Annotated in this window: 16 protein-coding genes; 11 read left to right on the plus strand and 5 right to left on the minus strand. The window is 58.2% G+C overall.

From position 1 onward, the window contains the following. Nucleotides 1-5 precede the first annotated feature (5 nt). From DWV58_RS02360 to DWV58_RS02385, 6 genes are all read left to right on the plus strand, one after another. Nucleotides 6-863, plus strand: coding sequence for a LysR family transcriptional regulator (locus DWV58_RS02360; RefSeq protein WP_233540481.1), 858 nt, complete (start codon nt 6-8; stop codon nt 861-863). 201 nt (nt 864-1,064) lie between these two features. Beyond that, nucleotides 1,065-2,546: an aminotransferase class I/II-fold pyridoxal phosphate-dependent enzyme gene (locus DWV58_RS02365; RefSeq protein ID WP_117776122.1), complete on the plus strand. Its 1,482-nt coding sequence runs from the start codon at nt 1,065-1,067 to the stop codon at nt 2,544-2,546. Nucleotides 2,547-2,773: 227 nt separating this feature from the next. Then, nucleotides 2,774-3,808 carry an amidohydrolase family protein gene (locus DWV58_RS02370; RefSeq protein WP_117776051.1) on the plus strand — a complete coding sequence of 345 codons (1,035 nt, stop codon included), beginning with the start codon at nt 2,774-2,776 and terminating at the stop codon, nt 3,806-3,808. 26 nt (nt 3,809-3,834) lie between these two features. Continuing rightward, nucleotides 3,835-5,103, plus strand: a complete 1,269-nt coding sequence (locus tag DWV58_RS02375; protein WP_117776052.1) for a hypothetical protein — start codon at nt 3,835-3,837, stop codon at nt 5,101-5,103. After that, a complete protein-coding gene (locus DWV58_RS02380) occupies nt 5,100-6,218 on the plus strand; it encodes a neutral/alkaline non-lysosomal ceramidase N-terminal domain-containing protein (RefSeq protein ID WP_117776053.1) in 1,119 nt (372 codons plus the stop codon). Before DWV58_RS02375 ends, DWV58_RS02380 begins: the two co-directional genes overlap by 4 nt. Nucleotides 6,219-6,411: 193 nt before the next feature. Continuing rightward, entirely contained in the window at nt 6,412-7,854 is a 1,443-nt protein-coding gene (locus tag DWV58_RS02385) for a PTS transporter subunit EIIC (protein ID WP_117776054.1), read from the plus strand. A gap of 123 nt (nt 7,855-7,977) precedes the next feature. Here DWV58_RS02385 and DWV58_RS02390 read toward each other — a convergent pair whose 3' ends face one another. Further along, on the minus strand, nt 7,978-8,901 hold the full coding sequence (locus DWV58_RS02390) for a LysR family transcriptional regulator (protein WP_117776055.1): 924 nt from the start codon (nt 8,899-8,901) through the stop codon (nt 7,978-7,980). Between the two features lie 36 nt (nt 8,902-8,937). Continuing rightward, on the minus strand, nt 8,938-9,348 hold the full coding sequence (locus tag DWV58_RS02395; RefSeq protein WP_117776056.1) for a peptide deformylase: 411 nt from the start codon (nt 9,346-9,348) through the stop codon (nt 8,938-8,940). A 204-nt stretch (nt 9,349-9,552) separates the two neighbouring features. Here DWV58_RS02395 and DWV58_RS02400 point away from each other — a divergent pair, with 204 nt between their 5' ends. After that, on the plus strand, nt 9,553-10,968 hold the full coding sequence (locus tag DWV58_RS02400) for an MFS transporter (protein ID WP_117776057.1): 1,416 nt from the start codon (nt 9,553-9,555) through the stop codon (nt 10,966-10,968). A gap of 152 nt (nt 10,969-11,120) precedes the next feature. Further along, complete coding sequence (locus tag DWV58_RS02405) at nt 11,121-12,032, plus strand: hypothetical protein (protein WP_117776058.1); 912 nt, start codon at nt 11,121-11,123, stop codon at nt 12,030-12,032. Between the two features lie 402 nt (nt 12,033-12,434). On the opposite strand, the gene pdxT is transcribed toward DWV58_RS02405, so the two are convergent. Beyond that, the gene (gene pdxT, locus DWV58_RS02410; protein ID WP_117765938.1) at nt 12,435-13,022 is read right to left on the minus strand and encodes a pyridoxal 5'-phosphate synthase glutaminase subunit PdxT; all 588 of its coding nucleotides are present in this window, start codon (nt 13,020-13,022) and stop codon (nt 12,435-12,437) included. A gap of 20 nt (nt 13,023-13,042) precedes the next feature. Then, nucleotides 13,043-13,933, minus strand: a complete 891-nt coding sequence (gene pdxS / locus DWV58_RS02415) for a pyridoxal 5'-phosphate synthase lyase subunit PdxS (RefSeq protein WP_117776059.1) — start codon at nt 13,931-13,933, stop codon at nt 13,043-13,045. 145 nt (nt 13,934-14,078) lie between these two features. Between pdxS and DWV58_RS02420 the strand changes: the two genes are divergently transcribed. Together DWV58_RS02420 and DWV58_RS02425 are read left to right on the plus strand one after the other, a co-directional pair. After that, nucleotides 14,079-15,515, plus strand: coding sequence for a PLP-dependent aminotransferase family protein (locus DWV58_RS02420; protein ID WP_117776060.1), 1,437 nt, complete (start codon nt 14,079-14,081; stop codon nt 15,513-15,515). 541 nt (nt 15,516-16,056) lie between these two features. After that, the gene (locus DWV58_RS02425) at nt 16,057-16,938 is read left to right on the plus strand and encodes a hypothetical protein (protein WP_117776061.1); all 882 of its coding nucleotides are present in this window, start codon (nt 16,057-16,059) and stop codon (nt 16,936-16,938) included. 242 nt (nt 16,939-17,180) lie between these two features. Here the strand turns inward: DWV58_RS02425 and DWV58_RS02430 are convergent, their stop codons facing one another. Then, a complete protein-coding gene (locus DWV58_RS02430; protein ID WP_070097113.1) occupies nt 17,181-17,744 on the minus strand; it encodes a ferritin family protein in 564 nt (187 codons plus the stop codon). Between the two features lie 253 nt (nt 17,745-17,997). On the opposite strand from DWV58_RS02430, the gene DWV58_RS02435 reads away from it, so the two are divergent. After that, nucleotides 17,998-19,218, plus strand: a complete 1,221-nt coding sequence (locus tag DWV58_RS02435) for an iron-containing alcohol dehydrogenase (protein ID WP_117582882.1) — start codon at nt 17,998-18,000, stop codon at nt 19,216-19,218.

Genomic DNA, 19,218 nt, shown 5'->3' on the forward strand with positions numbered 1-19,218 from the left:
GTGCTGTGGAGACCAATATCCAAAAGATGCAAGTGCTGCTCGAGACGGTGCGTGCCGGCAGCTTTACGCGTGCTGCAGAGCGGCTGAGCTACTCGCAGTCGGGCGTGAGCCGCATGGTGGGCGACCTTGAGGCAGACTGGGGTTTTAAGGTGCTCGACCGCAGCCGCGAGGGCGTGGTGCTTTCTGCCGACGGGCGGCAGGTCATGCCGGCAGTCGAGGCGTTATGCGAAGAGTTTGGCCGCCTGCAGCGACGCGTGGACGAGATGCGAGGGCTCATGCGTGGCAAGATCTGTATCGGTACGTTTTCGAGTGTGGCGACCCATGTACTGCCGCCGGTGATTGCGCGCTTTCGCGCCGATCATCCGGATGTCGATTACGAGCTGCTGATGGGTGATTACTCCGAGATTGAGCAATGGGTGGCGGAAGGCCGCTGTGACCTGGGCTTTATTCCGCGCGAGCCACGCGGCGCCGGCATGGCGTCGCGACCGTTGGTGCAAGACGAGTTGATGGCCGTGGTGCCAGCGGACTCCTCGCTTGCCACGGCGGAGGTCGTTTCTCTTGCCGATTTAGCCAACGAGCAGTTTATTCTGCTAGAACGCGGCACCGATGACGAGATTACGCCGCTGTTCCGTCGGGCGGGACTGACGGTGTGCTCCAAGCTGTCGACCTGGGATGACTATGCGATTATGGCCATGGTCGAGGACGGCCTGGGCGTGAGCATTCTTCCCGCGCTCATCTTGCGCCGCTGTCAGTTCGATGTTGCCGTGCGTTCGCTCGAGGGACATCCCCATCGGCAGATCAATGCGATATATCGCATGGCTGACGTTTCGCTTGCCGCCGCTCGATTCCTTGAATACCTCTAAACGCGTACACGCCATTGTCCGCTTTGGGCAAATCTCGGAGTCCGGTACGTTTTCTTATGAAATTGAACTTTCGAATGAGGTGCCGCGTTATACTGCTTGCTAAATTGAACCATGGTTCAATTCGTGTTCTATAAATTGAACTTTGCCAGCAAGGAGGTTCCTGTGGCCCAAGAGACGTTTAGCGATCGCCTGCGACAGACTATGTCCGATCGCGACGTTCGCCAGTCGGACGTGATCCGCGCATCGGAGATGCTCGGCAAAAAACTCGGCAAGAGTCAGATGAGCCAATATGTGAGCGGCAAGACGATTCCGCGGCGCGATGTGGCTGAGCTGCTCGCCCGTATTTTGGAGGTCGATGTTACCTGGCTGCTTGCCGGCGACGCCGATCAAGGCGAGGCATCATCACCCCGCAACGATTCCAAGCCCGAACCCCATCCCTCAGCTCAAATTCCAAGGAGCACCACCATGCGTACTTTTTCTAAATCCGCCAAACTCGAGAACGTCCTGTATGACGTGCGCGGCCCCGTCGTCGACGAGGCTGCCCGTATGGAGGACGAAGGCGAGCGCATCCTCAAGCTCAACATCGGTAATCCGGCACCCTTTGGTTTCCGCACGCCCGATGAGGTCATCAAGGACATGCGCCAGCAGCTGCCCGACTGCGAAGGCTATTCCAACTCGCGCGGCCTGTTCTCTGCGCGCAAGGCAATCATGCAGTACTCGCAGATCAAGGGCCTGCCCAATGTTCAGATGGAGCACATCTACACGGGCAACGGCGTGTCCGAACTCATTCAGCTTTCGATGAACGCGCTGCTCGACAATGGCGACGAGATTCTGATCCCCAGCCCCGACTATCCGCTCTGGACGGCGTGCGCAACCCTTGCCGGCGGTCATCCCGTTCACTATCTGTGCGATGAGCAGGCGGATTGGTATCCCGACTTGGAGGATATGGAGTCCAAGATCACGAGCGCGACCAAAGCCCTCGTTATCATCAACCCCAACAACCCCACGGGCTCGGTCTACCCGCGCGAGGTGCTCGAGGGCATCGTCGAGGTTGCACGCAGGCATCAGCTGATGATCTTTGCCGATGAGATCTACGACCGCCTGTGCATGGACGGTTACGAGCACGTCTCGATTGCCTCGCTCGCTCCTGATCTGCCCTGCGTCACCTTTAGCGGCCTTTCCAAGTCGCACATGATCGCGGGCTATCGTATTGGCTGGATGGTGCTTTCGGGCAACCAGCGCTGCATGAGCGACTTCATCATGGGCATTAACATGCTCTCCAACATGCGCCTGTGCTCCAACGTGCCGGCTCAGTCGATCGTTCAGACGGCACTCGGTGGTCATCAGTCCGTCAACGACTACATCCGTCCCGGCGGCCGCGTCTACGAGCAACGCAACTTTGTGTATGAGGCGCTCAACAAGATTGACGGCATCTCGGTGGTCAAGCCGCGCGCGGCGTTCTACATCTTCCCCAAGATGGATGTGAAGAAGTTCAACATCACCGATGACGAGCAGTTCGCCCTTGACCTGCTGCACGAGAAGAAGATTCTGATCACGCGCGGCGGCGGCTTCAACTGGGCCGAGCCCGATCACTTCCGCATCGTGTACCTGCCGCGCATGGAAGTACTCAAAGAGTCCCTCGAAGACCTCGCCGACTTCTTCGATCACTACCGTCAATCATAACGACAGAGATAGTCTGTCATTTAACGGGCGGCCCGTAACAGATTCGGGTCGCCCGTTTTCTGTTAAAGCTCGCGTTGCCGGCGTCTCGATCGTTTGGGTGAGTGGGGTTCGCGTGTGAACGGAAAACTGTATTCCAAAATGGAATACAGTGTGCTTCAACTGGAATTGATGTCCGTGTGTCCGCTTTTTTAGAATGTTCTCGACAAGATGAAAGGCGGTCCCCACCAATGATTATCGATGCAAATTCCTACTGGTTTGACGAGCGCATCTTCCATGACGAGACACTCTGTGAACAGTTTTTGGCCGAGGTGCCCCGCGCTTACGACACCGAGGGCTATCTGACCGTAAGCCCCACGGGCAAGCGACAGATTGTGATCGAAAAGCCCGCTGGCTTCCCGGGCCTTAACTATATCGAGGGAGACTACACCCTTGAGAAGCGTCTGGCAGACATGGACGAGGCGGGGGTCGATAAAGCGATTCTCAAACTCCCCGGCTGCCATGAGTGGATGTCACTCGAGATGTGCCGGCGCTTCAACGACGGTATGGCCGCTGACGCAAAAGCGTCGAACGGTCGCTTGATACCGCTTGTCGCCGTGCCTCCCTTTGGCACCGAGGCGAACCTTGAGGAACTCGATCGCAGGCTCGACGAGGGTTTCGCGGGCGTGCAACTCTGCGCCCACTACGGCAAGCGCTATCTTGACGATCCGATCTTTTCGGGCTTTTTTGAGCGACTGAACGAACGCAGCGTCACCGTTTACGTGCACCATGTGCCCGTACCGGTCGAGCATACGTCGCTGCTCGCATACGACAACCTGCGTCGCTCCTACGGCCGTTGCGTCGACCAGACCACGGTGATCGGTCGTGAAATCTTCAGCGACTTCTTCGAGCGTTATCCCAACGTCAAGATGGTCCACTCCATGCTCGGTGGCGCTTATTTTGCGTTTAAGGAGATGCTGCTGCCGCACGGTCCCAAGCGTCCAGATGCCTCGGGTCGCTTCCAGACCGATACCGAGACGGTCTCCAAGCGTCTTGAGAACAACGTTTATTTCGACATGTCCCATGCTCAGCCCTGGGGCGAGACGCTTCTTGCCTGTGCGGTTGAAGTCCTTGGTGCAGACCATATTGTCTTTGGTACGAGTTATCCCGTTAAACGCGAGTGGCTAACAGAGGGTGTCGCCTGCGTCCGCGCTACAGATTTAAGTGATACGGACAAGGACCTTATGCTTGGCGGCACGGCACGGCGCCTGTACGGCATCGAGTGAGCGACAGATAAAGGAGGGCGTTCGCCATGGATAAGGGAGAGATGAAGGCCGGAGCCGCCCGGGTGGCCATTAACTTAGAGGACGTATTGCCGTTCGACGGTTTCGACGCACTCCGTCATGAAATCTTTGTCCGTGCCTTCGTGGTCGAAGGGATGGGGCGGCGCGCTTGCATCCTTTCACTTGAGGTTACCTCGATCGCTCCGGCCCTACTCGCCGATCTGCGTGAGGTTGTCAAGGATGTCTCCAATTGCGACGGCGCCTTTTCTTGGGTGGTCCCGACCCACACGTTTTCTGCGCCTCACGTGCGCACCCCTGGGCATCTGGCCGACACCGATGCCCGCGATCGAAATGAGCGCTATCGTGCCGCGCTCATCGCCGCGACACGCGCGGCTGTTGAGCAGGCGGTTGCGGGCATTCGCTCTGTCACGCTCGCCTCGGCGGAGGGCCACTGTCCTGTGAACGTTAACCGCGACATTGAGACGCCGGCCGGCTGGTGGCTGGGAGTAGACCCCAAGGGGTTTGCCGACCACGCGATGCCCGTACTTGTCGCGAGGGATGCTGAGGGTGGGCTCGTTGCCATGCTTGCGACGGCTGATGTCCAGTCTTCCGTGCTCGACGGATCGCACGATTCTCAAGGGAAGCGCGTGGTGAGCGGGGACCTCTTTGGCTTTGCCGCCATGGCTCTCGAGCGCGAATTGGGCGGAGTTGTGTTGCTGCTGCCCGGTGCCGCGGGGGATCAGAGTCCGGCGGAGCGCGCCGTGACCGTTGCGTTTGATTCGACCGGGGCGAAGCAAACGTTAGATGCTCACGAGAGTGGATATCGCATGCTGCATCGACAGGGTCGCGTTCTGAGCGATGCGTTGATTGAGGCCGTCCGTGCGGCGCGTGAGGACGATGCCATCGGCGTCGATGCTCGCACGGTCGACGTCCTTTTGCCCGCCCAGACGCGCGCCGACTTCTGCTCATTGGCCCCGCATCGAACTTATGAGTTTCATGCGGCGGGCGAACAGCGTACGAGGGTCTATTTACTTCGGCTGGGAAATGCCGAGTTCGTTGGTATCCAGCCCGAGGTTTCGAGCTCGTTTGGCGCCGCCGTGCGCGCCGCCCGATTCTGCCCCGTGCTCTTCGCCACGCTTGTCAACGGAGGGCAGAAGTATCTGCCGGCCCCCGATGCGTACGAGAAAATCACCTATGAGGCCATGAACTCCGGCTTTGCCGCCGGTTCCCATGAGCGCCTCCTCCAAACCATCCTTGCCGCTTTAAACGCGGCGCGACAAAAAGGAGAACTTGCATGAATATCGGACATGCACGCCGCAAGATTACCCCGCAAGGCGACATCTATCTAATCGGATACCGTAACCTCCCCAACCGTCTGGAGCCTGCGACAGGCGTCCATGACGACGTCTTCGCCAACGCGATTCTTTTCCAACAGGACGACCGCGAAGTTTTTCTCTTCAACGCCGATGTTCTCGAGTTTGAGGAGAGCATGGCCGAGGAGGTTAAGACGATGCTCGCCGAGCGCTACGGAATCGACCGTGATTGCGTTCTGCTCTCCGCGACGCACGACCACACTTCGATCGTCGCCTACCATCGCAGCTGGTGGACGGGAAAATTCAACGAGGACTACTATCGCTGGTTCCTCGATACCATCTGTCAATGCTTCGAAGAGTGCCGCGCCAACGTGCGACCTGCGACCTGCCGCATGGGCAAAAAAGTCATCACCGGTTTCTACGACAACCGCATCATTCCCGGAGAGCTTGCCGACAATGAGGTTATCGTGGTGTCGTTCTTCGATGAGGAAGGCAAATCGTTTGCGGGCTTTGTGAACTGGGCGGTGCATTCTGCCTGTGTCGGACCCGACTGCACGGAGCTCACGAGCGAACTCGCCGGTCTTACCGGCAAAAAGCTCGCTCAGAGTCTTGGTTACTATCCGGCCATGGTCGTCGGTGCTGCTGGCGACTGTAGCGACCGCAATTTTCGCCAGGGACGCGGCATTCCCGAGGTTGAGCGTGTTTCGACCGGTCTTGCCGAGGCGATTTCCCAGATCAAGCTCGATCGCGAGGTCGTTATTGACCGCATCGAGCCTCAGACGTTCTATCACACCGTTGCCCATGACGACTTTTCGCTCACGCTTAAGTGTGCCGTCATCAGTTTGGGCGGCCTGCATCTCTTTGTGTTCCCGAGTGAGCTCGGCAGCGACCTGGGTATTCGCATGAAGCGCGAATGTCCGGTCGAGGGAATAGTTTGCGGTTACACCAACGGCTATTTCGAGTATTTCCTTCCGGCACGCGAGTACGGCCTCTCCTTTGAGACCGAGCGTACTCAGATTCCCCAGGGCGAACCGGAACGTCTGTGTGACAAGTTCTGCCAGACGACGAGACTTCTCGGCGCAGCAGATTCGCGTCTGTAGACCTGATTGCGTGACATGGGCTAATGAGGTTCGCTGCCATGTGATCGGCATCTTCCATCTTCTCTGCCGTTTCCTATCCCGGGCGTACGTGCGTCCGCGGATTTCAAAGGGGGAAGCGGGTTCCTTGCCCTCCCACGTCGACTACGGAGGCCTGAAATCTACGCTATGCCCCGCTCAGAAAAAGGAGAATTCCATGAAATACCAGAAGCTTTGCGATGAAATCATCACAAAGGTCGGTGGTCGAGACAATGTGTTAGACGTGAGCCACTGCATTACGCGTCTCCGCTTCCACCTCAAGGATGAATCGCTCGCCCAGACCAATGAACTTAAGGCGACGAAAGGCGTCGTTGACGTCATCCAGGCCGGCGGACAGTATCAGGTCGTGATAGGTGCCACTGTCGAGGCCGTCTACAACGACCTTGTTCAGATTGGCGGGTTCGACTCCAAACCCGCACTCGATATCGATGAGGGCGACGACGTCAAAAAGGGCGATCCATTCTCGCGTCTGCTCGCCATCATTTCCGAGATTCTGCAGCCGGTTCTTGGCGTGCTTATGGCCGGTGGCTTTATCAAATCGATGCTCGCGCTCTGCACGGTTGCCGGTTGGCTTGCCAAGGACAGCAATACGTATGTGACGCTCTCGGCAATCGGAGATTCGGTCTTCTATTACTTTCCGCTAATCATTGGCTGGACGTCGGCCAAGAAGTTCGGACTTAAGCCCGTTATGGGAATGGCGCTCGGTGGTATCCTCGTCTACCCGACGCTCGTTGCCCTTATGGGCGGAGATCCGCTCTACACGCTCGGCGCCGGCACGGTCTTCGAGTCCAATGTCTATGGTGATATTTTTGGCATCCCGCTGATCATGCAGAATTACTCATCGACGATTCTGCCTGCGATCTTTATCGTCTGGATTGCCTCCAAGGTGCACAAGGCCCTTTCTAACGCGCTGCCCGCGCTTGTGAGTTCGTTCTTCTCCAACATCCTGACGCTCCTCATTTGCGGCATCCTTGGCCTGCTTGTGGTCGGTCCGGTCATGACGGTCCTCTCCAATATCGTTGCCCAGATCATCTTGATGCTCATCAACTTCCAGCCCGCCATCGCCGGCTTCGTCATCGGCACGTTCTGGAGCCTGCTCGTCATGTTCGGCCTGCACTGGGGTATCATCCCGCTGTGGTTTCTCGATGTCGCAACCTACGGCTATGACCTCATTAACCCGCTCGTGTATGCAGGCGGTTGTGCCATCGCCGGTGCTGTGCTTGGCATGGTCATCCGAACCAAGGATTCCGAGGAAAATGCTGCCGTCAACATTCCCGCCCTTGTCTCTTCGATTTTCGGTGTCAACGAGCCTGCGCTTTACGCCATCTTGCTGCCGCGTAAGCGCCTTATGTGGGCAACCTTTATTTCCGCTGGTGTAGGCGGCGCCATCGCCGGCCTCATGGGTGCCAAACTCTATGCCTTCGGTGCCTCCGGCCCGCTCGGTTTCCCGAGCTTTATTAACCCTGCCGGCATCGACACGGGCTTTATCGGCCTTGTCATCTCCGGTGTGGTCGCTTTCGTTCTGGCTCTTGTCGCCGCTATGGTGATCGGTACCAGGAAGGACGAGGGCGGTAAGGCGCTCAACATCTCGGTGGACTAGTCTGTCTGCGCACTTTAACTAAATTTGCCTCGGACGGTGACGTGCCGCCCGAGGCATATTTGTGTTTTGTGCCGTTGTCAGCGTGTTTGCGGACACAAGCCTGCGGTTGTGGAGCAACGGGGATTATGACGGTCGTGCCGCGGTGGAAGACGCACGGTCGCCCTGCAGGAGCTGACGGTAGGGGAGGAAGCCGATGAACGAGACGACCGCCTGCGAGTGCGCGGCGTTCCGCTTGAGGTAGAGCCTGACCTCGGAGGTCGTCGCGGGCTCAAGCGGCACCAGGGCTACCTTTCCGCTGGCAAGCGATTCCGCCGGCTTGCGCATGAGGAATGAGACACCGGCGCCGCGTGCGACAAGAGAGATGATGTTCTCGGCTCGTTTGCCGGTGAACGTAACACGTGGGCCAAATCCAGCTTTGCGACAAAGGGAAAGGACGAGCTCGCTTACGAACGAGCCTTGGGGAAGCATGAGGAAATTCTCGTCGATAAGGTCGTCTATCTCGACGGTGTCACGTTCGGCGAGTGGATGGTCGAGCGAAAGGACGGCCACGAGCCGGTCGGTCGTAAAGGGAATCTTTTTGAACTCCGGCTCGATGGCGCCGCTGTCGCGGATGAAGGCCAGGTCAATGTCCTCGTGCAGGAGCATGCGCTTGAGTGTGTCGCCCTCGCCTTCGATGAGCTCGACAGAATATGAGGGGTTCGCCTGCTGAAAATCGATGACGGCGTCCGTAATCCCATAAGGGGTCATAATGGGGATAGAACCGACGGTGAGGTGCTCGAGCGGCTCATCTGCACCTATTTGAATGGCGGCAAGATAGCGATGCTGAAGCGTCGCAATTTTTTGCGCATAGGGGAGGAGCGCTTCACCTTGCGCGGTGAGTGTTACGTGGCGCTTGCTTCGATCGATGAGCTTGCAGCCGAGTTCGTGCTCCATTGCCATGATGTGCTTGGAGAGGGTTGATTGCGACATGAAAAGCAGTTCCGCCGCATCAAGAAACGTGCGTGACTGCGCTAAGATGGCGAATTCGCCGAAGCGGCTGATATCCATAGGGAGGCCTCCGGTACCCTCATTTTGGCAGGTGGCCTAAACCACGACGCCGTTGCAGTGGTCGATTTCGTGCTGGATGATTTCGGCGGTGTAGCCCGAGAAGTTTTTGATGCGGTGAACGAAGTTCTCGTCCAAATACTCCACCTTAATGCGACGGTAGCGGGTGCAGGGGCGCTCACCGATCAGCGAGAGACATCCTTCGCTCGTTTGATAGGCATTGACCTGCTCAAGAATTTGCGGGTTGTACATCAACAGCGCCCTGTTGCCATCTTTTACGCAGATGATGCGTTTGCGCACACCGATCATGTTGGCGGCAAGGCCCACGCACTCGTGCTCGTGCTCGTGGAGCGTATCCAGGAGGTCCTGTCCGGTCGCGGCGTCTTCGGGTCCCGCGTCTTCGGAAGGCAGGCGCAAAAAGAACTCGGATTTCATGATGGGCTTGATCATGGCGGGCTCCTCATGTCTCATGCTTTCGTGGACTTTTAATAATAGCGCGGAAGGAAAGCCGCGCGTCCGCGTTACAATCTTTCGACGTTGGACCATGTTGTCAGATTCGTCGCGTATGGCGTCTGGCGTAAGTCTAGGGCTCATGTTCGCCCTGGACTGTTCCTCTGGGGCGATGCAACTGTCGTTCCAAGAGGAAGGAAATGCATGGGGAGTAAATCTCAGCAACAAGTTCAAGTAGCGCCATCGGGCACTTCGGCTTTTCTTGCCGTAATGTATATCGCGGCCTTTGTTGCCGCGTTTAACGAGAACATCATTAACGTGGCGCTGCACGACATCATGGCGGCTTTTTCGGTGAGTGCCACCACGGCGCAGTGGCTTGTTTCGGGCTACATGATCGTGACGTCGATCTTTACGGCCATCATGGCCTTTCTATCCGGGCGCTTCTCGACACGCAAGCTGCTGTTCTTTGCATGCGGCTGCATGGTTGCCGGCGAGATTCTGTGCCTGTTGGCGCCGTCGTTTGCCGTGTTGCTGCCGAGCCGTATTCTGCAGGCCGCGGGCTCGGGCATCCTGTTTCCGCTCATGATGAATGTGGTGCTATCTTGCGCTCCGCGCGAGAAGCTCGGTCTGTATCTGAGCCTAGGCGGTGCTTGCATTACGCTGGGGCCGGCGTTTGGCCCTGTGATCAGTGGTCTTATGTGCACCCTGTTTGGCTGGAGGGCGGTGTTTATCGTCCCGCTGGTGGGCGGTGTTGTGGTCGCTGTGGCGGGCGCAAAGCTCGTTCGAAATGTCGGAGAGCGCTCGAACGCCACCCTTGATGTCCTGTCGGTTATTTTGCTTGCCGCCGGCATTACGGCGTTTGTGTATTCCGTCGGTGAGTTCTCGACCAATGTAATGACCGGTGTCGTGACGCTTTTCGTCGCCGCTGTGCTGCTCGGCCTGTTCGCGGCCCGCCAGCTCAAGCTTGACCATCCAGTGCTCAACGTACATCCCATGGCGAGCGCTCGTTTTTGGCCGGCGTGCCTGCTTGTGGTGGTGTCGATGATGACGACGTTCTCGATGAGCGTTTTGTTGCCGCTCTATTTTGAGGGTGCATATGGCATGACCGCGCTTGTTGCGGGCTTGCTCATTTTGCCGGCGATTGCCTGCAACGCCGTGACCTCGATTGTGGGCGGGCGTGTGATGGATACCCATGGCGCATGGCCGCTGCTGCCGGTAGGCTTTGCCCTGATTGCCGTGGGGCAGACTGCAATCTCGATGACTGCGGCAAGCATGAACATCGGCGTTGTCGTGGCACTGACCGTTGTGGTGTATGCCGGTGTCGGTTTGGTGCTGAGTCCCTCGCAGACGGCCGGCTTGGAGACGCTGCCTGCCGCTGAGCATCCTCACGGAACGGCATTGCTCAACACGTGGAACATGATCGCCGCGTCGTTTGGCCCGTCGCTGTTTATTGGCCTGCTCTCGAGTTCTGCGGCGGCTGCCGGAACCTCTGGAGTTGCGACGGACGTTGCCCAGGCGATTGGATTTGCAGCTGCCGTGCGCGTGGCGGCCGTGATTGCCGTGGTCGGGTTCGCGGTGTCGGTTGTGTACGCTCGCCGCGAGTCGCACATGTCGCATTAATGTGTGCACATAGATTCTGCAGCTAGATTGGACGGCGACACCATAAACTAATGGACGTTTTGCCGAGAGGCATGAATGTTTAAAGCGCAAAGAGTGCGCGACGGGCCCCGCGAATGGGGCGATGATGCCCGAGAGGGCCAAGAAGGAGTCTCATGTCCGAGAACGAAGAGATCATGAACGAGACCGAGAACGAGACCATGGCTGCCGAGGTTGAGGCAGTCGAGACCGTGGAGACCGAAGCTGCCGAGGTTGAGGCTGCTGACGAGGTTTCCGCCGAGGAGGAGGCCGAGGTTGTCGAGGCCGCCGCTGATTACGATGACGAAGAGCTGATGGACAAGATGCAGAAGGCCGCCCGCCTGCTGCGCAGCCGTCGCTTTGCTATTTCCAAGGAGGAGGAGGCCAAGGCCGAGCGCATGGCGAACATCGAGCGCGCCATCAAGCTTCTTGACCTCAAGCCCAAGATGGAGCAGAAGGAGATGTCCGACCTGCTGGGCATGCGCCTTCGTGAGCTCGATGGCCTGATGGCCGAGGCCGAGGCTGCCGATCTGGTCGGCCGCATCGACGACGCCGAGGGCGATATGCGCAAGATCGTCGTCTTCGCTGCCGAGGATGCTGCCGAGGGCCTGGTCGAGCTTGCCAACAAGAAGGAGAAGCTCCTGCCCGAGCTTTCTTACGAGGAGGCCACCGAGCTGATGGTCGCTCTCGATAAGGTTATCGCTCCGCTCGTCGCCATGGGCCTGGACGAGGACCGCGGTCCTCGCGGTGGCCGTGACGATCGCGGTGGCCGTGGCGGCGACCGTGGTGGCCGCGGTGGCTTTGGCGATCGCGGTGGCCGCGGCGGTGACCGTGGCGGTCGCGGTGGCGATCGTGGCGGCCGTGGCGGCTTTGGTGACCGTGGCGGCGACCGTGGCGGTCGCGGCGGCTTTGGCGGCAACCGTGGTGGCTATGGCGACCGCGGTGGCAACCGTGGCGGCTTCGGCGGCAACCGTGGTAACGACCGCGGCGGTCGCGGCGGCGATCGCGGCGGCCGCAACGGTGGCGGCTTCCGCGGCAACCGCTTTTAGGGGTTACGCGGTTCTACGAACCGCGTAACTAGTTGACGCTGCGCGCCACCCAGGGCGACAATTTGTCATTCAAAAGGCAAGGCATGACCAGAAGGTCTATGCCTTGCCTTTTTCATGCCAACTTGTTCGCCCTGGGCGGCGCTCGCTGGCGTTGCCAAAACATCGGCGTTGCCTTGATCAAAACCTGCCAAAAAGGGGCAGGTTTATTTTGGTCGGTTTTATCTGAGCAAACGTGGTTGTCTATCGCAATGTAGTCGTTGGGAACGTTCTTGTTTGAGTAGTCGTTTAAGAGCGACCCCAATGACTACATAGCATGAGAGTGGATAATCTCCCGGTTTGAGCCTGCATTCAAGCTTGAAGTGGGAGATTATCCGCTCTCGTTTCGTTTGTTGATTTCGATGCCTACATTTGTAGGAACAGTTCGTGGAGGCGGGTGTCTTCGTCGAGTTCGGGGTGGAAGGTTACGCCGAGCTGATTGTCTTGGCGGGCAGCGACGATGCGGCCATCGACTTCGGCCAGGGCCTTGGCGTCGCCGTGGACCTCGACGATGCGGGGCGCGCGGATAAACGTCAGCGGCGCTTCGCCGTCGATGCCGGCTACTTGCCCCTTGGTTCGAAAGCTGCCGAGCTGCCTGCCGTAGGCATTGCGCTCGACAAGTACATCCATGGTTGCCAAACGCGGCGTGCCTTTATCGTCATGGGCGGCAAGGTCGTGAGCCAGTAGAATCAAGCCGGCGCAGGTGCCCAGGACGGGCATGCCTTCAGCGATACGGGCGCGAAGCTCCTCGAGCATGCCCAGCTCATCAAGCAGCTTCCCTTGAACGGTGGACTCGCCGCCGGGAAGTACCAGACGGTCAAAGTCCTGCATCAAATCAGCCGCCTGCCTCAGCTCAATACAACGTGCGCCCAGCTCGGATAGTCTTGTCTCGTGCTCGGCAAAAGCGCCTTGGACCGCCAGCACGGCGACCGTCTGGCCTGCATAATCGCTCATGTGCGATCCTTTCTGCTGGACTAGCGTCCGCGCTCCTCCATGATGATCTCGATCTCGTCAGCGTTGATACCGACCATGGCCTCGCCCAGGTCCTCAGAAAGCTCGGCAATGAGCTTGGCGTCGGTGAAGTTTGCCACAGCCTTAACGATGGCGGCGGCGCGTTTGGCGGGGTCGCCGCTCTTAAAGATGCCCGAGCCGACAAAGACGCCCTCGGCACCCAGCTGCATCATCAGCGCGGCGTCCGCGGGGGTTGCTACACCGCCGGCGGCAAAGTTCACCACGGGAAGCTTGCCCGTGGCATGGACCTCGCGCACAAGCTCGACTGGAACTTGCAGTTGCTTAGCTGCCTCAAAGAGCTCGTCATCGCGCAGAGCAGCAACGTCGCGGATTTGCTTTTGAATCTTGCGCATGTGGCGCACGGCTTGGACGACGTCGCCCGTGCCCGGCTCGCCCTTGGTGCGAATCATTGTGGCGCCCTCGGCAACACGGCGCAACGCTTCGCCCAGATCGCGGGCACCGCAGACAAACGGGACGTCAAACTGGGTCTTATCGATGTGGTAGACATCGTCGGCGGGGGAGAGAACCTCGGACTCATCGATGTAGTCGATCTCGATGGCCTGAAGGACCTGCGCCTCGACGATGTGACCGATGCGGCACTTGGCCATGACGGGGATGGAGACGGCCTCTTGAATGCCCTTGATCATCTTGGGGTCACTCATGCGCGACACGCCGCCGGCGGCGCGGATGTCGGCCGGGATGCGCTCGAGAGCCATGACGGCGCAGGCGCCTGCCTCCTCGGCGATACGTGCCTGCTCGGGCGTGGTGACGTCCATGATGACGCCGCCCTTGAGCATCTGCGCGAGCTCGCGATTGAGTTTGACGCGATCTGCCTTGCTGGTCTGTTCTGCCATGGTTGCTCCCTTGGTTGGCATGTGCATTGCTTGACGGAACATCCTATCGGGGAGCTGGGCATGGCAAAATACTCAGTTTTCGAGATAATAATAAGGTCAGCTTAATACCAGATTGAACAGCTCGATAAGGTCAGGTGATAAACTCATGCTTGACTACAATTTGGAAAAACGCGGCGAAGCATCGCTCTATGAGTATGTTTACCAGCAAATCCGAGATGATATCGTAGCTGGACGCATTACGGCGGGGGAGCATCTGCCGTCCAAGCGCGCCTTTGCCAGTCATCTGGGAATCAGTGTTATTACCATCGAGAATGCATATAGCCAGTTGCTTGCCGAGGGCTATATTTGCTCAAAGCCGCGCCGTGGTTACTACGCGTGCGAGCTTCCCGATGCACCGGTTTTGTCTTTGGCCGCGGGGGATATCGACCGAGATGCTGTCTCTGTTGGCCCCAGCGCGCATGATGCCACGGGGCAGGTCGAGCGATTCGACGCACTTTCTCCTTCCGCCTTGGAAGCGGCGCGGCTTTGGCAGGCCGCCCTACGGGCGACGCTGACGTCCGAAGACGAACGTGAAATCTTTTCGCCCGCACCGGCGCAGGGCACCGCTCGACTGCGACGTGCGATTGCGCACCATCTGCGCGGGACAAGGGGCATGAATGTCAATCCCGACAATATCGTTATCGGTGCGGGCGCCCAGCTGCTCGATACCATGTTGGTTCAGTTGCTTGGCGCGGACAAGGTGTATGCCGTCGAGGATCCAGGCTATTTGCGCTTGACGCGCATCTATCAGGCCATGGGTTGCGAAGTACGGCATGTCCCGTTGGATGCTGAGGGCGTGGACTTGAGCGCGCTGCAGAAAATCGGGACCGATGTCCTTCATCTGATGCCGTCTCATCAGTATCCGACCGGTCTTGTGACGAGCATTGCACGTCGCTATGCGTTGCTGAGCTGGGCCGCCGAGCGGCCAGGTCGGTATCTCATCGAAGACGACTTTGATTGTGAGTTTCGCCTTGCCGGCAAGCCGATTCCCGCGCTCGCGTCGATCGATGCCGCCCAGTCGGTTATCTACACCAACACGTTTTCGAAGAGCCTTTCATCGGCGTTACGTTTGGCGTACATGGTGCTGCCCGATGAACTAATGGAGAGGTTTAAACGCAACCTTGGTTTCTACGCCTCGTCGGTAAGTTCTGTTGACCAGGTCGCTTTAGCGCGCTTGCTGGAATCGGGTGATTACGAGCGGCATGTGAACCGCGTGCGCGTGCGTGCTCGCGAGGCACGCGATGGCCTGGCAGCGCTTGTACGGAAAGCGTTTCCGGCAGGGGAGGTCTCGATCGAGCATGCAGACGCGGGCCTTTACTGTATCGTGGTTGCGGAGCGTGGAATGGGCGGAAGCACTTTTGCACGGCCCCTCACGCGCTCGAGCATCCCTTTTATCGATATCGGTGACTGTTTTTGGTGTGCCGATGGCGCATCTGTCCCTGAAAACTCAACTCAAATTCTTGTTCAGTATGACGATCTGAGTCCAAAAGTACTAACTATCTTGGAATTGCAGCTAATGGGGGGCACTCTGCAACCTAAGTGAGTAGACTTTTAGCACTTTGGCGACCAGGCAGTTTTGTAACAAGCTATCTACCTGCGGTTTTGAAAAGCAGGATGACCGGCCTGATCGGGATGTTCAAAAAAGTCTACTCACTTGCCGCGCAAAGCTCCTGCATGAGAAAAAATGGGGTTTTCAACAGGGCTTCGTCCAGCTCTTGGCAAGCTTTTGGCCAGTTGGGGAGGGCTGTTGAAAACTCGGCAGTCCGTTCGGCGCCATTTTTGGTGCGTTCGCGCCAATGCGTGACTGACTGGGTTGAAATCCGTGTTTTCCTGTGCCTATGAAGGATCTACTTTGTGACATATCGGCTTTTAGGTACTGGCGTTTGCCTCCTCAAGCCCTCGCTTTGTGTCCGCCACTTCCACGACCGGAAGAAGACCGGCAGCGATATGGCCTCGCCCGTAACCCGACGGCTGCGGTTGCGCTCGGCTTGCCGTTGCATACATTGGTTGGGACGAGAAATAAGCGGACTTGTCCTGCCAGCGTTAGGCAACGGCTGTTCCTTGGTGAGCTTCCCAGGGAATCCGTGCTGGAAACGGAACATGGGTTTTTGGTCACATCTCCTTTGCTGACGGCATTCATCATGTCGCGGCATCTGACGGATCTCCAGCTGCTTTTGGTATTGGCGGAGATGTGCGGCTTGTTTACGGTTTGTGCCTTGCCAGCAGCACTCGAGGCAGAGCTTTCGCGTGCAATTGAGTCGGGCGCGATTCCGGCAACCTTTGGTTGGGCACGTTGCCCGTCCGAGGACGGTGCCGCCTCAAATTTGTGGCGGCGCGACGCTTTGGTTTTGGACGGAGATCTTGACCGTTTTTGTTCAGATGTTTGTGGGATGCGTTACGGCAAGCGATTTGTCGCGGTATCGCATCTCGTTCCACTGGGTGCCGCATCGCCTTTTGAGGTTGAGACGTATTTGTTGCTTGGGTTGCCACGATCATTGGGAGGCGAAGGTTTTTGCGGCATAGAGCTCAATGTCGAAGTGGCGCTAAGCGCAAGTGCTCGGGCGATTGTAGGCAAGTCCCGCGTATACATTGACCTACTTCTGTCTTCGCCGGACGGAGAGCGACAGGTGGCCATTGAATGCCAAGGAAAGGGCTCACACGGGCGAGCCGGGGATGGCTTGCGTGACGCCGACCGCATGACGGCGCTTCAGGCCATGGGCTACGATGTATTTCTCCTGACACACGGACAGATATCCGATGAGGATAGATTCCACGCGATTGTTAAGGCCGTGTGCAGGTTGCTCGATGTTGAATATCGCGATAAAAGCTTGGAGGAGCAAGGGGCCGAGGCATTACTTCGGTCTGAGCTATTCGTTGACTGGTCAAAACTGGGAGAAATCGACAAAAAGATGCCCGTTAGACACAAAAAGGCCCGATCATGGACGGTTGCAAATCTAAGTGAGTAGACTTTTAGCGTGATGGCGACCAGATTGTTTTGCGGCAAGCTATCTACCTGCGGTTTTATAAATCAATACGGATGGTCTGCTCGACAAGTTCCCAAAAGGCTACTCACTTAGTTTTTGACGCGAAGCCGATGTCAAAGGTGGTCCTATTTTTGGGGCGTTAACTGGTTTGCAAGACACGAAAAAGGCCCGAACCATGCGGTCCGGGCCTTATAAAGCTAGAGAATGTCTCTCAGGCGTTTGGCTTAGCCGAAGTAGCGCTTTAGCAGGCCGGCGAAAGCCTTGCCGTGGCGAGCCTCGTCGCGAGCCATCTCGTGCACGGTGTCGTGGATGGCATCGAGACCAGCGGCCTTGGCGCGCTTGGCAAGATCGGTCTTGCCGGCGGTGGCGCCATTCTCGGCCTCAACGCGCATCTCGAGGTTCTTCTTGGTGGAGTCGGTCACGACCTCGCCCAGGAGCTCGGCGAACTTGGCGGCGTGCTCGGCCTCCTCGTGGGCAGCCTTCTCCCAGTACAGGCCGATCTCGGGATAACCCTCGCGATGAGCAACGCGAGCCATGGCCAGGTACATACCGACCTCGGAGCACTCGCCCTCAAAGTTGGCGCGCAGGTCAGCAACGATGTCCTCGGAGACGCCCTCCATCTTGGCGACGCCCACAACGTGCTCGGCAGCCCACTCGAGCTGACCCTCCTCCTGCTTTAGGAAGCGAGAGCCGGGAACGCCGCACTGGGGGCACTTGAAATCCTCGGGCAGCTGGTCGCCGTCGAACTCTTCCACATAACCGCAAACGGGGCAAACAAACTTCATAATTCGATCCTTTCGATCGATGGCGATGGCGCGCTCGTCCGGTCCCGTAAGGGCCCTCTCCGGACGTGCGTCTTGACGAGTTCTATTATCCATAAATGCAACCGAATGTGAAGCCTATTAGGAATGATTTTTAATAAAAAATTTTAGGCATGTGAAGATGTTGATTGATTAACGATTTGCAAGCCATATGCGGACGCCGATGAGTACAATCGGTCGAACAAATGTTGACCTATCAACAAATGAAGGAGTTTCCTTTATGCATCTAGCCCGCCGCGCCTGGTGCCGAACATATCAGACGGTTTTTCGCATCGCATTGCCGATCCTGCCCTATACCGAGCCGCGCATTTTGGAGCATGCCGAGGATGTGCCCGCAGTGCTTCAAAAGCGCTCGATCCAGAAGGTCCTTATCGTGACAGACCCTGGTATTGCTCGTTTGGGACTCACGGCATCACTCGAGCGTGCGCTTACGGCTCAGGGGATTGGCGTTACGGTCTATGCCGAAACGCGTGCGAATCCCACGGTCTCAAACGTGGAGGAAGCGGCGTCCCTGTATCGCGAGAGCGCCTGCCAGGCCATTATCGGCTTTGGTGGCGGTTCGGCCATGGACTGCGCCAAGGGTGTGGGCGCACGCATCGCACAGCCAAATAAGCCCATCAACAAGATGCGTGGCCTGTTGCGCGTCCACCGTCTCCTGCCGCTGCTTATTGCGGTTCCCACTACCGCCGGTACGGGAAGCGAAGTCACACTCGCGGCGGTTATCACCGATGACGAGACGCACTACAAGTACCCCATTAACGACTTTGTGCTGATCCCGCGCTTTGCGGTGCACGACCCCGAGTTTACGCGCGGCCTGCCCGCCTCCATTACGGGGCAAACGGGCATGGACGCCCTGACGCATGCCGTCGAGGCCTTTATCGGGCGCAGCACCACGCCCTATACGCGCAAGATGGCGCGCCAGGCGGTGCAGCTCATCCACGACAATTTGCTCGAGGCCTATGAGTGCGGTGGCAACATGTGTGCGCGCCGCAATATGCTTTCGGCGGCGTATAAAGCGGGCGTTGCCTTTACGCGCTCTTATGTTGGATACGTCCATGCCATCGCGCACAGCCTGGGCGGGCGTTACGGGATTCCCCACGGCTTGGCCAACGCCATCATCCTGCCGCACATGCTTCGCGCCTATGGCGAAGCTGCTGCTCCCAAGCTCGCCGATCTCGCCCGCATGGCCGGCATTGCGCCGGCTAATGCGCTGGACAACGTGGCTGCTGAGGCCTTTATCGATTGGGTCGACCGCATGAATGCCGCCTTGGGCATTCCCAAATATGTGACGGGCATTCGCCGCTCCGATATTCCGCAAATGGCGGCCCATGCCGATGCCGAGGCCAATCCGCTATACCCCGTTCCACTTTTGATGGACCGTTTGGAGCTCGAGCGTATGTACGAGGTCGTCGCGGGTGGTATGTTTGAGGATGAGAACTAG

The sequence above is a fragment of the Collinsella sp. AF11-11 genome (genome assembly GCF_003465485.1).
In the GTDB taxonomy this organism is placed as follows: domain Bacteria; phylum Actinomycetota; class Coriobacteriia; order Coriobacteriales; family Coriobacteriaceae; genus Collinsella.

Excerpts from the sequence above, each read along its gene's own strand:
- DWV58_RS02395 (WP_117776056.1), bottom strand. The coding sequence starts at position 9,348 with ATGATCAAGCCCATCATGAAATCCGAGTTCTTTTTGCGCCTGCCTTCC.
- DWV58_RS02365 (WP_117776122.1), top strand. The coding sequence starts at position 1,065 with ATGTCCGATCGCGACGTTCGCCAGTCGGACGTGATCCGCGCATCGGAG.
- DWV58_RS02380 (WP_117776053.1), top strand. The coding sequence starts at position 5,100 with ATGAATATCGGACATGCACGCCGCAAGATTACCCCGCAAGGCGACATC.
- pdxS (WP_117776059.1), bottom strand. The coding sequence starts at position 13,933 with ATGGCAGAACAGACCAGCAAGGCAGATCGCGTCAAACTCAATCGCGAG.
- DWV58_RS02385 (WP_117776054.1), top strand. The coding sequence starts at position 6,412 with ATGAAATACCAGAAGCTTTGCGATGAAATCATCACAAAGGTCGGTGGT.
- pdxT (WP_117765938.1), bottom strand. The coding sequence starts at position 13,022 with ATGAGCGATTATGCAGGCCAGACGGTCGCCGTGCTGGCGGTCCAAGGC.
- DWV58_RS02400 (WP_117776057.1), top strand. The coding sequence starts at position 9,553 with ATGGGGAGTAAATCTCAGCAACAAGTTCAAGTAGCGCCATCGGGCACT.
- DWV58_RS02405 (WP_117776058.1), top strand. The coding sequence starts at position 11,121 with ATGTCCGAGAACGAAGAGATCATGAACGAGACCGAGAACGAGACCATG.
- DWV58_RS02370 (WP_117776051.1), top strand. The coding sequence starts at position 2,774 with ATGATTATCGATGCAAATTCCTACTGGTTTGACGAGCGCATCTTCCAT.
- DWV58_RS02390 (WP_117776055.1), bottom strand. The coding sequence starts at position 8,901 with ATGGATATCAGCCGCTTCGGCGAATTCGCCATCTTAGCGCAGTCACGC.
- DWV58_RS02435 (WP_117582882.1), top strand. The coding sequence starts at position 17,998 with ATGCATCTAGCCCGCCGCGCCTGGTGCCGAACATATCAGACGGTTTTT.
- DWV58_RS02375 (WP_117776052.1), top strand. The coding sequence starts at position 3,835 with ATGGATAAGGGAGAGATGAAGGCCGGAGCCGCCCGGGTGGCCATTAAC.
- DWV58_RS02420 (WP_117776060.1), top strand. The coding sequence starts at position 14,079 with ATGCTTGACTACAATTTGGAAAAACGCGGCGAAGCATCGCTCTATGAG.